Consider the following 12,831-nt stretch of genomic DNA (forward strand, 5'->3'; position numbering starts at 1 on the left):
TCCTAGGAGGAACACGAATGGATTTTCAAATGGACGCACAAAGTGAAAAAGGTGCAAACATCAAAGTAATCGGTGTCGGCGGTGCAGGCGGTAATGCCATTAATCGCATGATTGCAGAAGATGTCAAAGGCGTTGAATTTATCGCTGCCAATACCGATTTGCAAGCATTGAATGCCAGCAACGCAGAAACCAAGATCCAGCTCGGACCGAAATTGACGCGCGGCTTGGGCGCCGGTTCCAACCCGGAGATCGGGCAAAAGGCGGCTGAAGAAAGCGAAGAGGCGATTGGGGCAGCATTGCAAGGTGCCGACATGATTTTTGTGACTGCCGGGATGGGCGGCGGCTCCGGAACCGGGGCAGCGCCAATTGTGGCCAAAATTGCCAAAGATCAAGGTGCGCTGACCGTTGGGGTTGTTACCCGCCCATTTACGTTTGAAGGCCCTAAGCGTGCTAAAAACGCCACTGAGGGGATTGCTCAGTTAAAAGAGCATGTGGATACCTTGGTGATTATTGCCAACAATCGTTTATTAGAAATTGTTGACAAAAAAACACCGATGCTGGAAGCCTTCCATGCTGCGGATAATGTTTTACGGCAAGGGGTTCAAGGCATCTCTGATCTGATTACAAGTCCAGGCTACGTTAACCTTGATTTTGCCGACGTAAAAACGGTTATGGCAAATCAAGGATCGGCGCTGATGGGGATTGGCAGTGCAACTGGTGAAAATCGCACCGTTGAAGCGACTAAAAAAGCGATTTCCAGCCCACTTCTGGAGGTTAATATCAGTGGGGCTAAGCAGGTGCTGCTTAACATTACCGGCGGCCCGGATCTCAGCTTGTTTGAGGCGCAGGATGCTTCACAAATCGTTGCGGATGCAGCTAAAGATGATGTCAATATTATCTTTGGGACTTCCATCAATGAAGAGCTCGGAGATGAAGTGGTGGTGACCGTGATCGCCACCGGTATCGAAGAAGAAGACCAACGCCGCGAAACAACGCGCCGGCCAGCTGCTGCCAATCGTAACACTGATCAGACCCAGTCAAACGGGTCGTATCGGCCAACATTCGGCGGGCATGAGCAGTCTGCCGATCAAGCCCCTAAAAATGATGATCCGTTTGGTAATTGGGATTTGCGGCGGGAACCAAGCAAGCGCCAGACCCCGAGTGCAGATGATATGAACAACGTTAAGAAGAAAGATTTTGATATTTTCGAGAATCAAACCAATGCAGACGATGCCGGAACCGATGATCAGCCGCCATTCTTTAAACAACGGCGGCGTCAGTAGTCAGGAGGTCATGAAACATGGCGTTTGGAAAGTTAGGGGAAAAATTCAACAATTTCTTTGCCATGGATGACGAAGATGAATATCAGGACCAAGAAGACGAACAAACGCAGGCTGCACCTAAGGAACCTTCAAATCATGGCCAGTATCGTAGCAACAAAGTCGTATCAATGAATAGTCCGGTTGGTAAAACTGCCAAAATCGTTGTGTATGAACCGCGGATTTATTCAGATGCCAAAGAGATTGGTTCGCATTTACTGAACAATCGCGCGGTCGTCATTAACTTTGATCGAATTGAGGCCGATGATGCACGGCGAATTGTTGATTTCTTAACTGGGACTGTTTTTGCGATTAATGGTGAGATTAAGCGGATTGGTGAGTCGATTTTCTTAGTCACGCCAGCCAATTTTGAAATTGATGGTTCATTGGCTAGTACCATTGATTCCGATGGTTTGAATCTCTCATCGCAACCATAAACGAGGTGTCAAGTGTTTAATTTTCTTTATGCATTATTTCGAGTCGGCGATTGGGCGATTTATTTATACATGATCATGGTATTTATTTATATCCTGATTTCATGGTTTCCAAACGCTCAAGGAACCGCCATTGACCGTTTCTTAGGTCGGTGGGTTGATCCGTTTCTGAGTATCTTTCGCCGTATCATTCCTGCTATTGGTGGACTTGATCTTTCGCCAATCCTGGCGTTCTTCGTGCTTTCGCTGATTAAGTTTGGATGGTCGCGGTTGTTTCTGATACTTGTTCAAATAATTGGGTGACAAGCATGGATGCCATCTATCAACATTTTCGCAAAGATGAAGCAGCATTGATTGATCATTTTGCAGAATTAATCGAAACTGCGCGGACCGAGTATCGGGCAGTATTAACCGATTTTACCGATCCTAGGCAGCGGTTGATTGCTGCGAGCCTGATCAATGCACATGATGATATGAAGTTGGTACATTTCGGCGGGTATCCGCATGCTGAACGACAACGGCTGATTTTTGCACCGGACTACTTTGCCGCTCAGCCAGCTGATTTTGATATTCGGCTCTTACAAGTGGTGTATCCCGAAAAGTTTGCCGAAATGCATCACAGTACGATTCAAGGAACATTGTTAAATGCCGGGCTTGATCGGGATGTTTTTGGCGATATTGTGACGGACGGGCGCACATGGCAGTTTTTTGTTGCCGCACATATGGAAGATTGGGTGATGAGTAATATCACCAAAATCGGGCGTGTCGGGGTCCATTTTACGGACTATCCGTTAGACGCTGCCGTTACGCCTGAAAATGACTGGGAACCCATCAGCTTTTCAGTTAGTGCACTAAGGTTGGATGCCATAGTGGCCCACGGTTTCAATATGTCACGGCAGCGGGCCAAGATGCTAATTCAGGCGGGAAAAGTCCGGCTGAACTTTGGCGAAAACGATGCACCTGACGCTGAGGTCGCCACTTCTGATATTATTTCAGTACGTGGATTTGGGCGATTGCGGCTAGATGCGATACTTGGTGAAAGCAAAAAAGGTAAATTGCGTGTCTCTGCTGCCGTGATTCATAAGTAAACCGTATCGTAGGCGGTTCAATGCGCTTGGTTTATCGGTAACTTTTTAACAGGTTGCAGCAATCAGCGCCTGATGAGGGACGTATCAATAAGCTAAAGTACGTTCATGATCACGCGTATGCCGGCCTAACAAGCGGTTGGCGCACGTTCACTAGAGGAGGAGGACTATTTATGGCTTTAAGTCCACTGGACATTCACAATAAAGAATTTAGCAGCAAGATGCGAGGTTATGACAAGGATGAGGTCAATGATTTTCTTGCGCAGATCGTTAAGGATTATAGTAGCCTGATCAAGGATAATGAGGGGCTTAAGAAGGAATTAGCGGATGCAAAAGAAAAGGTCCGTTACTTCACCGATATGAAAGAAGCCTTGAATCAGTCAATCATTGTGGCTCAAGAAAGCGCTGAAAAGGTGAAGAACAGTGCGCATCAAGAAGCCGATTTGATCAAGCAGCAGGCGCAACAAGATGCTCAGGGGATCCTCAACCGTGCTAAGGCTGATGCTGATCAGAAAGTTCACCAAGCCCAAGCGCAAACCGAGCAGACGTTGCATGATGCCGAACTTAAGCGTCAGAACATTTCTGTTCAAACAGAGGATTTGAAACGCCAGAGCCGGGTTTTCCGTCAGCGGTTACAGGTCATGCTGGAATCGCAGTTGGAAGTTGTGAAAAGTCCGGAATGGAAAGAATTACTGTCCAGTTCTCCTGAAGCTGCAGATACCACGGATCCAAGTCAAGAAGCACTTGACAATTCGCAGGCTGGTTTCGTAAACTCTAGTGGAGCAGTTTCCGGTGCTGATGCGTATACGGAGATTATTTTCCCAGATGATCAAAGTGCAACATCCGAGTCGGCAACTGCAACGCCGGCACCGGTGGATTCAGATCATTCTGAATCAGAAGCGACAACAAGCGCAACCACAAGTGCCGATACCGATGTTACAACTGATCAAGACGCACAATAACGTATGAACACGCGTCATTTGCCGGTCCCCTTTGCAGCGAGTCAGGAATAGGTGTGAGCCTGATAAGTACCGCTGAATGATATCAGTTCGCAGTTGTCTCGCCGAATAACTAAGCGAGACCGGTTGATCACCGTTAAGCAATCACTGAGGGGGACTTGTTCCCTGAAGTTAGGTGGTACCACGTTTGCTCGTCCTAATATAGGGCGGGCTTTTTTCATTCAATTAACAAAGGAGCGGGACACGTGAAAATTAAAGATACGTTGAACATGGGCAAGACGACTTTTCCAATGCGAGCAGGCTTGCCTAAAAATGAACCGATTTGGCAAAAAAAGTGGGATGAAGACCACGTTTACGAGCAGCGGCAAAAATTAAATGAAGGCAAGCCGACGTTTATGCTGCATGATGGCCCACCGTTTGCCAACGGAAATATTCATATGGGGCATGCGCTTAATAAAATCAGTAAGGATATCATTGTTCGGTATAAGTCGATGAATGGCTTCCGGGCACCTTATGTTCCTGGCTGGGATACGCACGGTTTGCCAATTGAACAACAGTTGGCCAAACAAGGCGTTAAACGCAAGGAAATGTCGATGACCGACTATCGCGAGTTATGCCGGCAGTTTGCGATGAAGGAAATTGATAAGCAACGGACTGATTTCAAGCGGCTTGGCGTCATGGGTGACTGGGAACATCCGTATATTACGTTACAACATGCTTATGAAGCCAGTGAAATTCGGGTCTTTGGTGCCATGGCGAAGAAAGGTTACATCTATCATGGCTTAAAGCCGGTTTATTGGTCATGGTCATCCGAATCGACGCTAGCCGAAGCCGAGATTGAGTATCATGATGACAAATCACCTTCGATTTATGTTGCCTTTCCGGTGGTTGATGGCAAGGGAATCCTGGACCAAGATACGTCACTTGTTATTTGGACAACAACGCCTTGGACCATTCCTGCCAACTACGGTATTGCAGTCAATCCGCGCTTCGATTACGTCCAGGTGCAAGTTGGCGAGCATAAGTATGTCGTTGCTGCCGAGTTGCTTGATCGGGTAGCTGAAGAAGTCGGCTGGGAACAACCTAAGATTTTAAAGACTTTTAAAGGCACTGAAATGGATAAGATGACAGCCAAGCATCCGTTGTATGATCGGACAAGTCTAGTGATGAATGCGGATCATGTTACGCTTGATGCCGGGACTGGCTTGGTTCATACCGCCCCTGGTCATGGGGAAGACGACTACAAGGTCGGAATGAAATATGGCTTGCCGGTTATTTCAGTGGTTGATGCCAAAGGGTACCTGAATGAAAATGCCCCTGGTTTTGAAGGCGTCTTTTATGATGATGCCAACAAACTCGTCACGAAAGCGTTGGACGAAAAAGGTGCCTTGCTGAAGCTGGACTTCTTCACCCATAGTTATCCGCATGATTGGCGCACCAAGAAGCCGGTTATTTTCCGCGCCACCACCCAATGGTTTGCGTCAATTGAGGCCTTTCGTGATCAAATTTTGAAGGCCATTGATACCGTTGACTTTAAACCGAGTTGGGGCAAAACGCGGCTGTACAATATGATTCGTGATCGCGGCGACTGGGTCATCTCCCGCCAGCGCGCATGGGGCGTCCCATTACCGATTTTCTATGCAGAAGACGGTGAACCGATTATTGAAGAAGCAACGATCAATCATGTAGCCGATTTGTTTGGTAAATATGGTTCCAACGTCTGGTTTGAACGCGAGGCCAAGGATCTTTTACCTGATGGGTACACCAATCCGCACAGCCCAAATGGCAAGTTCACTAAAGAAAAAGATATTATGGATGTTTGGTTTGACTCAGGTTCATCACACCAAGCTGTTTTGGCGCAACGTCCTGAACTAAGCTTCCCGGCTGACTTATATCTGGAAGGTTCCGATCAATACCGCGGCTGGTTTAACTCCAGCTTGATTACCAGTGTTGCTGCAACCGGAATCGCGCCGTATCGCGGGATTTTGTCACAAGGCTTCACGCTTGATGGCAAAGGCCGGAAGATGAGCAAGAGTTTGGGCAATACGATTGTGCCGTCAACCATTGAAAAGCAGTTTGGTGCTGAGATCATTCGGCTCTGGGTTGCAACCGTTGATTCATCATCTGATGTTCGGGTCTCAGTCGATAATTTCGCTCAGACGTCAGAAGCCTATCGTAAAATCCGCAACACGCTCCGGTTCATGGTTGCCAATACTGGCGATTTCGATCCGGAAAAAGACGCGGTTGCCTATGATCAGCTAGGTTCAGTGGATCGTTATTTGTTGGTTCGGCTTAATCAGGTCATCGCCAAAGTCAAAGAAGCGTATGATGCCTACGACTTTGCTACGGTAGAGAAAACCATCAGCAGTTTCCTGGTCAACGATTTAAGTGCCTTTTATCTCGATGTTGCCAAGGATGTGGTATACATCGAAGCCGCAAACGATCCTAAACGTCGCAGCATGCAAACGGTTATGTATACCGCATTGCTGGACTTGACCAAGTTGTTGACGCCGATCCTGCCGCATACTGCCGAAGAAGTTTGGCCGTATCTTAAGCAGAAACAAGCATACGCAGCGTTATCCGACATGCCAGATGTGACCCACTTTGCTGATGAGGATCAGCTCCTAGATATCTGGGCAGCGTTTATGGATTTTCGTTCCGAAGTTCAAAAAGCCTTGGAAGTTGCCCGTGACAACAAGGTAATTGGTAAGTCCATGGAGGCAGCGGTAACAGTTTACCCAACGGAGCCGGTGCGCGACATGCTCGATGATGTTGAAGCCAATGTGATGCAATTGCTGATTACCAGTCACTTTGAAGTAGCGCCACTTGAGGCGAAGGCGCCGGAAAATGCCGAACAGTTTGAGGATATGGCTGTTGTCGTTGAACATGCCAAAGGAACTGTTTGCCCACGTTGCCGGATGGTACGAACCGATATCGGCACAGATCCTAAATTACCGGAGTTATGCAGTCGGTGTGCCGCGATTGTTGAAGCTAATTATCCTGAAGCGGCAGCAAACGGATTTGATAAGTAAGCGGAGGCTATGATGCAAGGACGGGTCAAAAATTTCAACGTCGATAAAGGCTATGGGTTTATTGAAGCTGAAGGGCAGCCTGACATTTTTGTCCACTTTTCGGCGATCAATGAGTCTGGATTTAAAAGTCTGACGCCTGGTGAACAAGTCGATTTTGTCATTGTCGAAGGTCCGCGGGGTCCGCAAGCAGCAAATGTCACGATCCATCACGAACCCGACACTGAGGATCATGCATAAATTCTCGTTCAATCGTGTGACGTGATTCATTAAAAGCAATCCGAACAGTCTGTCTTTGGGTGGCAAGCTAGTGATGCTTCCTAGCAAGTACGTCTGTGGCTGTCAGGATTGCTTTTTAATGTTGACGACTCAAGTTTATAGGACAATAAGAAAACCGCGATCATTGCGTTGATCGCGGTTTTTGTATACATGCTGCTTTTTATTTGGTGATGCTGGGTAGGTTACTTGTTAACTTCTTCAATTTTACCGTCATAAGTCCGAGCAACGGTCATCTTGGTGATTGGAATATAGCCTAACTTTGGAACCAGAGTCTTTTGAACGTTCTTGGACTGGATATAGTTGATAAATGCGGCAGTCGATGCATTCGGCTTGCCTTTGGTGTACATGTGTTCGTAAGCCCAAATCTTCCAGGTGTTCGTTGTAACGTTCTTATCAGTTGGTTGTACCTTATCCAGTGCCAGCTTTTGGACGCCATCTTTAATTGCCGAGAAGGCTAGATAGCTAATAGCACCGGGAGTTGAGGAGACCATCTGATAAACGGTACCGCTAGAATCCTGTTCCTGACTGGTCTTGACTTTATCGGTCTTGATCCCGAACTGTTCGAAGGTTGCCCTGGTACCTGAACCTTGCGCACGATTGATCAGAACAATTTGCTGATCTTTGCCGCCGACGTCTTTCCAGTTCGTAATCTTGCCTTGGAAGATATCGATCAATTGCTGGGTTGAGATGTTCTTAACCCCGGCATCTTTGTTGACCACCGGCGCAATGGCAACGACCGCTACCTGGTGATCCACCAGATCATCGGCCTTCAAGTCTTTCTTTTCTTGAGCGAAAATATCCGAGTTACCGATCGTGACCGATCCAGCTGCCACTTGGCTTAAGCCGGCACCGGAACCGCCGCCTTGGACAGTGATCTCCGCTTTTGGATTATCTGTTTGATATTGTTTCGCGGCCTGTTCTACCAGCGGTTGTAAGGCAGTGGATCCGACCGCTAGAATTTTGCTTTGTTTTGCCGGTGCTGAACTGGATGAACTTGAACTGCTGGCGGATTTTGACCCGCAACCCGTTAATACCAAAGTGGCAGTTAAGGCCACGGTCAAACCGACTAACAATTTCGAATGCTTCATTACTTTTCCCTCCAATACTTGAATAACTTTAGGATAAGGTTTGTGTGTAAAGACTTGACCACTTTGATGTAAATAATGCGTTTTGCTTTTGTAAATATGTTCAACAGTCCTTTGAAAAAGTAACCAAAGTCGGCGTATAATGACTCAGTTAGGCGTTATTAAAGGAGCGGAAAATGTGAAAAATTACATTGAGGATCAAAAAGTTCAGAAAAACCGGTGGTGGATCATCACGGCAATTGGGATGTTTACCATTATGTCGACATTGGATGGTTCAATTGTCAATATTGCGCTGCCGGTCATGAGTCGCGATTTAAACATTCCAATGAATCAGGCGGAATGGGTTGTTTCCATTTATTTGATGATGATCTGCGGCTTGTTGCTGTTCTTTGGCAAACTTGGCGATTCGATCGGTAAAATCAAAGTATTTCGAATTGGCATGGTTTTGTTTTTAATCGGCTTGCTTTTTGCTGGTTTCAATAATAGTTTGGCGTTATTACTGGCGGCGCGAATTGTGCAGGCGACCGGTGCTTCTATGACCATGGCCAATAATAACGGTATCGTGACGGAAATTTTTCCGATGAATGAACGCGGCAAGGCGCTGGGATTGATTGGTTCATTTGTTTCGATCGGCGCCATTGCCGGTCCCGGAATCGGTGGCCTGATTCTTGGCCAACTGCCATGGGGTTATATTTTCTGGATTAATATTCCAATTGGGATTGTTGCCCTCATTCTGGGAACAGTCGTCTTGCCAAAAGATTTGCCAAGTAAGCGGGTGCCAATCGATTGGTCAGGGTTTATTAGTTTTCTGGCGTACATTCTCACGCTTTTTATGGGGATTTTTTTGGGTCAGGAACGCGGCTTTACTGATCCGCTGATTCTTGGGTTATTTGTGATCGCCGTGATTGCGCTGGCTGCATTTGTACAAATTGAACGGCACAAAAATGATCCTTTGGTTAGTTTTAAATTATTCAGTAACAGTGCGTTTACACTGAGCTTGTTGTCGGCATTCTTCATTTTCGTGACCAACTTCTTTTTTAACGTGATTTCGCCGTTTTATTTGCAGAATGCGCGTGGGTTATCACCGGAAAAAGCCGGGTACTTGTTGATGATTTTCCCGATTGTGCAGGTTATTGTGGCACCTGTAGCCGGTTCAATTGCGGATCGTATCGGACCTTATCGAATTACCATGGTCGGCTTGTTGTTTATTGTTGGCAGTCAGATCGGGTATGCATTGTTTAATTTACAAACGTCTTTTGTTTTTGTCGCGTTGATGATCGGCTTGGTTGGTTTTGGTAATGGGTTGTTTCAAGCGCCAAATAATACGGTCGTGATGTCGAGTGTGGCGCCGCGAGATCTTGGGATTGCTGGCGGGATGAATGCCTTGGCACGTAATTTGGGCATGGTTGTCGGCATTTCGAGTGCGACCACGGTGCTATTTTCTTCAATGAGTCATACTGCCGGACGCAAGGTGACGACTTATCTGACGGGTCAGCCAAATGTGTTCATCGCCGGTATGCATGTGTCATTTTGGGTTGCAACTGCCTTATGCTGCCTAGCTCTGGCCTTGACGGGTTATCGGATGTGGCAGATGCGCACACAAACGCAGGCATGAATTCGGTAACGAGAACTGATAACTGCTGAATCGTACAACTACACGCAAAAAGCCCGTGATCATCGTATGATCACAGGCTTTTTTCAAAGTATTGACGCAATTATCAATGGCGACTGAGTAGATTTAACTTAGTGTGGCGTCACGTCTTTGGGATTTTGTTCGTTCATACTGCCGTGCGTGTAGTTTAATAATTGTTGCTTTAATTCGCCTTCCATTTGTACTAACTGCTTTTCGGCATTTTGGCGTTTTAGACGGCCGTCTTGTTGGATCTGCAAGGTTTGTTTCAAGGTATCGATAAGATCGTTTTGGGTTTGGGTCAATGTTTCGATATCGACAACGCCGCGTTCATTTTCTTTGGCAGTTTCAATTGAGCTGATTTTCAACATTTCGCTGTTTTTCTTGAGCAGATCATTCGTTGTTTCCGAAACCTGACGTTGGGCGGTTACCGCATTTTTTTGCCGTAAAAGCGTCAGGGCGATGGCCACCTGATTCTTCCATAGCGGAATTGCTGTGTTGACGCTGGCCTGAATTTTTTCTGCCAATGCTTGATTGGTGTTCTGAATAAGGCGAATCTGCGGTGCTTGCTGAATTGTAATTTGGCGCGCTAACTGTAAGTCATACGCACGTTTTTCCAAACGGCTGGCAAATTGCTTGAGATCATTGACTTGTTGGATCGCCATTTGATCATTAGCGGCTTCTGCGGCTTTGGCTGCTTCGGGAATCGTTTTTTCATTTAACTCCGCGATTTTGAGATTGGCCGCTTCGATGTAAATATTCAGTGCATCAAAATAGGCTTTATTTTGGTCATAAAGTTCGTCCAAAAGTTTATTGTCATTTAACAGACCTTGTTGTGAAGTCTCAAGGCGATTGGCGATGGTGTCGATTTGCGCGCCAATCTTTTGATACTTAGCCGTAATTTCGTAGATCGAGCGCTTGACACGGCCAAAGATTTTGCGGAAAATATTATTATTTTCTGCTTTTAGCTCATCGGGGTTGGCCTCATTTAAACGTGTCATCAAGCTGGTTAAGGCATCACCGACTGCACCGGTATCCTGACTTTGGACTTTTGTCAGCATATTTTGGGAAAAGACGCCAAGCTGCTTTTGAGCATCGGCACCATAATTAAGCACGGTTTCACCTTTTGTGACATCAATTTTACTGGCTAAATCCCGTGCTTTGGCTTCCTGTTCCGGATTCAATTTAGGTTTAGCTGTCGTTGCTTCTGGGATGTTTGGCTCGGCATTGGCGTCTGTTGCTGTGCTGAACGGATCAGCTAATAAATCATCCGTTAAATTGGTTTGTTTATCATCGCTCACGTTGGTCACTCCGTTTCATGAGTTTTTTCGGGTTCAAGGTGTTTTTTAGCTAAGCGCACATCGCTATCGAGATCAGCTAAGTCGTCTTTAATGAAGGCTTGGTAATCAGTGCGAATTTTGCCTGCCATATTCGTCATGGTTTCAAAGGCTTTATCAAGCGTTTCATAAGTGTCGGCGGTTTTAACCTCATGATGGGTAATTTGAGCATATTTTTGCATGAGATCTAACAGATTTGGCACTTGTTGATAGACGAAGGTACCCGCATCGGTCAAGCGTTGCGGTGCCTGAACTAGGGCCTCGAAATAAGCGTGGAGTAAATCAACTAAATCAGTGTTTAAGGTTAATGCCCGTAATTTGGGGACTTGTTGGGTTAAGGCTTCAATCGTGCGAATTTGCTCGGCAAGATCAGCCATCGTCTTTCTGAAAAGTTTGATTTCTTCTTCACTTAATCCAGATGCCGCATAGTGTTCCGCCATTTTGGGATCTAAACTTGGCAGACTGGCAGATTTTGGCTTGGGCCGACTCAATTCACCGATAAAGCGGGCAAATGCGAAAACGGTGCCGACAAAAATGGCAATGAGCCATCGTCCGGACAAAGCACCTAATACTGCACCCATGGCGGCCCAGAGTATGATTCGCCAAGTGCGAATACGTTTGCTTGTGGCCACGAGATCACTTCCTCTTTCGTTTGAGTTTAGTTTAGCACACCCTTGTACCTTGCCTATCAGCCGGAAGTTGGATATTCGCAAATTTTTTGTTAAGAACAAGCACCAAATTGTCTGCTGGTGTAAGCTGATGACATGGCTAAAAAAACTGATCGTCAATCGGACTTAAGAGCATTGACGAATAGCGACACTATTTTAACAGGAGGCGATCATGGTGGAAGAAAAACCAATTGCCCAGCAACGCTTGTTTACCGGTCACTTGGTTGCGGTTGATGAACTGACGGTTAAATTGGATAACCAGCAGACGGCTAAACGTGAGATTGTACGGGCGCACCCAGCGGCCGGCGTGTTGGCGCTCAAAGATCAGCGGGCCTTATTCGTGAGTCAATTTCGGTCAACGGTCGGGCAGATGACCTTGGAGATTCCTGCTGGTAAGATAGCCCCAGGCGAGATGCCGTTAGCAGCTGCCCAGCGCGAATTAAATGAAGAAACCGGGATGCAGGCGCGCGACTGGCAACCGTTGGCAAGTTATTTTCAGTCACTCGGTTTTTCCGATGCAACCATGGCACTTTTTTTAGCGCGTCACGTCACAACCGCTGAACATCATTTGGATCAGGATGCAGATGAATTTGTCCAACATCGCTGGTTAACGCTGAGTGAGGCGCAACAGGCAGTTGACGATGGTCAAATCTGTGATAGTAAAACGCTGCTCGCCTTGTTGTATTGGCAGCTGCAGGAGGGAAATTATGGCAGAGGTTAATACACGCAAAGCATACCGTGAGGAGCAGGAAAAAGCGCAACGAGCAGCGCGTGAACGTGAAGCCAAACGTATTGAGGTTGAAAAAGCCTATGCGCGGCAGAGACGGGGAAAACCCGAAGTAACCGCAGCTCGATTTGATGACGTTACTTTTCGTAAAGTGAATAGTCTCAAGAAACGTTTGAATTGGGCAATCGGTATTGTCGTCGGTTTGATTGTGATCGTCTTTTTGGTTTTATACTTTGTCTAACTTAGACGCTGATAAGCTCAGGAAAGTTTATGATCAGA

Annotated in this window: 13 protein-coding genes; 10 read left to right on the forward strand and 3 right to left on the reverse strand. The window is 46.6% G+C overall.

Going from position 1 to position 12,831, the window contains the following annotated elements; genetic code table 11:
• Window positions 1–17: 17 nt before the first annotated feature.
• The 7 genes from ftsZ (at window position 18) to EL173_RS06760 (ending at window position 7,066) form a co-directional block, all read left to right on the forward strand.
• A complete protein-coding gene (gene ftsZ, locus EL173_RS06730) occupies window positions 18–1,283 on the forward strand; it encodes a cell division protein FtsZ (RefSeq protein ID WP_005689151.1) in 1,266 nt (421 codons plus the stop codon).
• 17 nt (window positions 1,284–1,300) lie between these two features.
• Window positions 1,301–1,756, forward strand: a complete 456-nt coding sequence (locus EL173_RS06735; protein ID WP_005685583.1) for a cell division protein SepF — start codon at window positions 1,301–1,303, stop codon at window positions 1,754–1,756.
• 12 nt (window positions 1,757–1,768) lie between these two features.
• Window positions 1,769–2,056: a YggT family protein gene (locus EL173_RS06740; RefSeq protein WP_005685585.1), complete on the forward strand. Its 288-nt coding sequence runs from the start codon at window positions 1,769–1,771 to the stop codon at window positions 2,054–2,056.
• A 5-nt stretch (window positions 2,057–2,061) separates the two neighbouring features.
• Window positions 2,062–2,841, forward strand: coding sequence for a YlmH family RNA-binding protein (locus EL173_RS06745; RefSeq protein WP_005685586.1), 780 nt, complete (start codon window positions 2,062–2,064; stop codon window positions 2,839–2,841).
• 170 nt (window positions 2,842–3,011) lie between these two features.
• Entirely contained in the window at window positions 3,012–3,800 is a 789-nt protein-coding gene (locus tag EL173_RS06750; protein ID WP_014571304.1) for a DivIVA domain-containing protein, read from the forward strand.
• Window positions 3,801–4,042: 242 nt separating this feature from the next.
• The gene (gene ileS, locus EL173_RS06755) at window positions 4,043–6,829 is read left to right on the forward strand and encodes an isoleucine--tRNA ligase (protein ID WP_005689155.1); all 2,787 of its coding nucleotides are present in this window, start codon (window positions 4,043–4,045) and stop codon (window positions 6,827–6,829) included.
• Window positions 6,830–6,841: 12 nt separating this feature from the next.
• A complete protein-coding gene (locus EL173_RS06760; protein WP_005685589.1) occupies window positions 6,842–7,066 on the forward strand; it encodes a cold shock domain-containing protein in 225 nt (74 codons plus the stop codon).
• Between the two features lie 221 nt (window positions 7,067–7,287).
• Here the strand turns inward: EL173_RS06760 and EL173_RS06765 are convergent, their stop codons facing one another.
• Window positions 7,288–8,193 carry a phosphate ABC transporter substrate-binding protein PstS family protein gene (locus EL173_RS06765; protein WP_005685590.1) on the reverse strand — a complete coding sequence of 302 codons (906 nt, stop codon included), beginning with the start codon at window positions 8,191–8,193 and terminating at the stop codon, window positions 7,288–7,290.
• Window positions 8,194–8,368: 175 nt separating this feature from the next.
• On the opposite strand from EL173_RS06765, the gene EL173_RS06770 reads away from it, so the two are divergent.
• The gene (locus tag EL173_RS06770) at window positions 8,369–9,805 is read left to right on the forward strand and encodes an MFS transporter (protein WP_014571305.1); all 1,437 of its coding nucleotides are present in this window, start codon (window positions 8,369–8,371) and stop codon (window positions 9,803–9,805) included.
• A 128-nt stretch (window positions 9,806–9,933) separates the two neighbouring features.
• Here the strand turns inward: EL173_RS06770 and EL173_RS06775 are convergent, their stop codons facing one another.
• Both EL173_RS06775 and EL173_RS06780 read right to left on the reverse strand, forming a co-directional pair.
• Window positions 9,934–11,130 carry a toxic anion resistance protein gene (locus EL173_RS06775; RefSeq protein WP_005689158.1) on the reverse strand — a complete coding sequence of 399 codons (1,197 nt, stop codon included), beginning with the start codon at window positions 11,128–11,130 and terminating at the stop codon, window positions 9,934–9,936.
• Window positions 11,127–11,789: a 5-bromo-4-chloroindolyl phosphate hydrolysis family protein gene (locus EL173_RS06780; RefSeq protein WP_014571307.1), complete on the reverse strand. Its 663-nt coding sequence runs from the start codon at window positions 11,787–11,789 to the stop codon at window positions 11,127–11,129. The genes EL173_RS06775 and EL173_RS06780 overlap by 4 nt, the downstream gene beginning before the upstream one ends.
• 211 nt (window positions 11,790–12,000) lie before the next feature.
• On the opposite strand from EL173_RS06780, the gene EL173_RS06785 reads away from it, so the two are divergent.
• Together EL173_RS06785 and EL173_RS06790 are read left to right on the forward strand one after the other, a co-directional pair.
• Window positions 12,001–12,546 (forward strand): NUDIX hydrolase, encoded by a 546-nt coding sequence (locus tag EL173_RS06785; RefSeq protein ID WP_024305581.1) that lies wholly within the window; start codon window positions 12,001–12,003, stop codon window positions 12,544–12,546.
• A complete protein-coding gene (locus EL173_RS06790; RefSeq protein WP_005685599.1) occupies window positions 12,533–12,793 on the forward strand; it encodes a hypothetical protein in 261 nt (86 codons plus the stop codon). Before EL173_RS06785 ends, EL173_RS06790 begins: the two co-directional genes overlap by 14 nt.
• Window positions 12,794–12,831 lie beyond the last annotated feature (38 nt).

The organism is Lacticaseibacillus rhamnosus (genome assembly GCF_900636965.1).
In the GTDB taxonomy this organism is placed as follows: Bacteria; Bacillota; Bacilli; order Lactobacillales; family Lactobacillaceae; genus Lacticaseibacillus; species Lacticaseibacillus rhamnosus.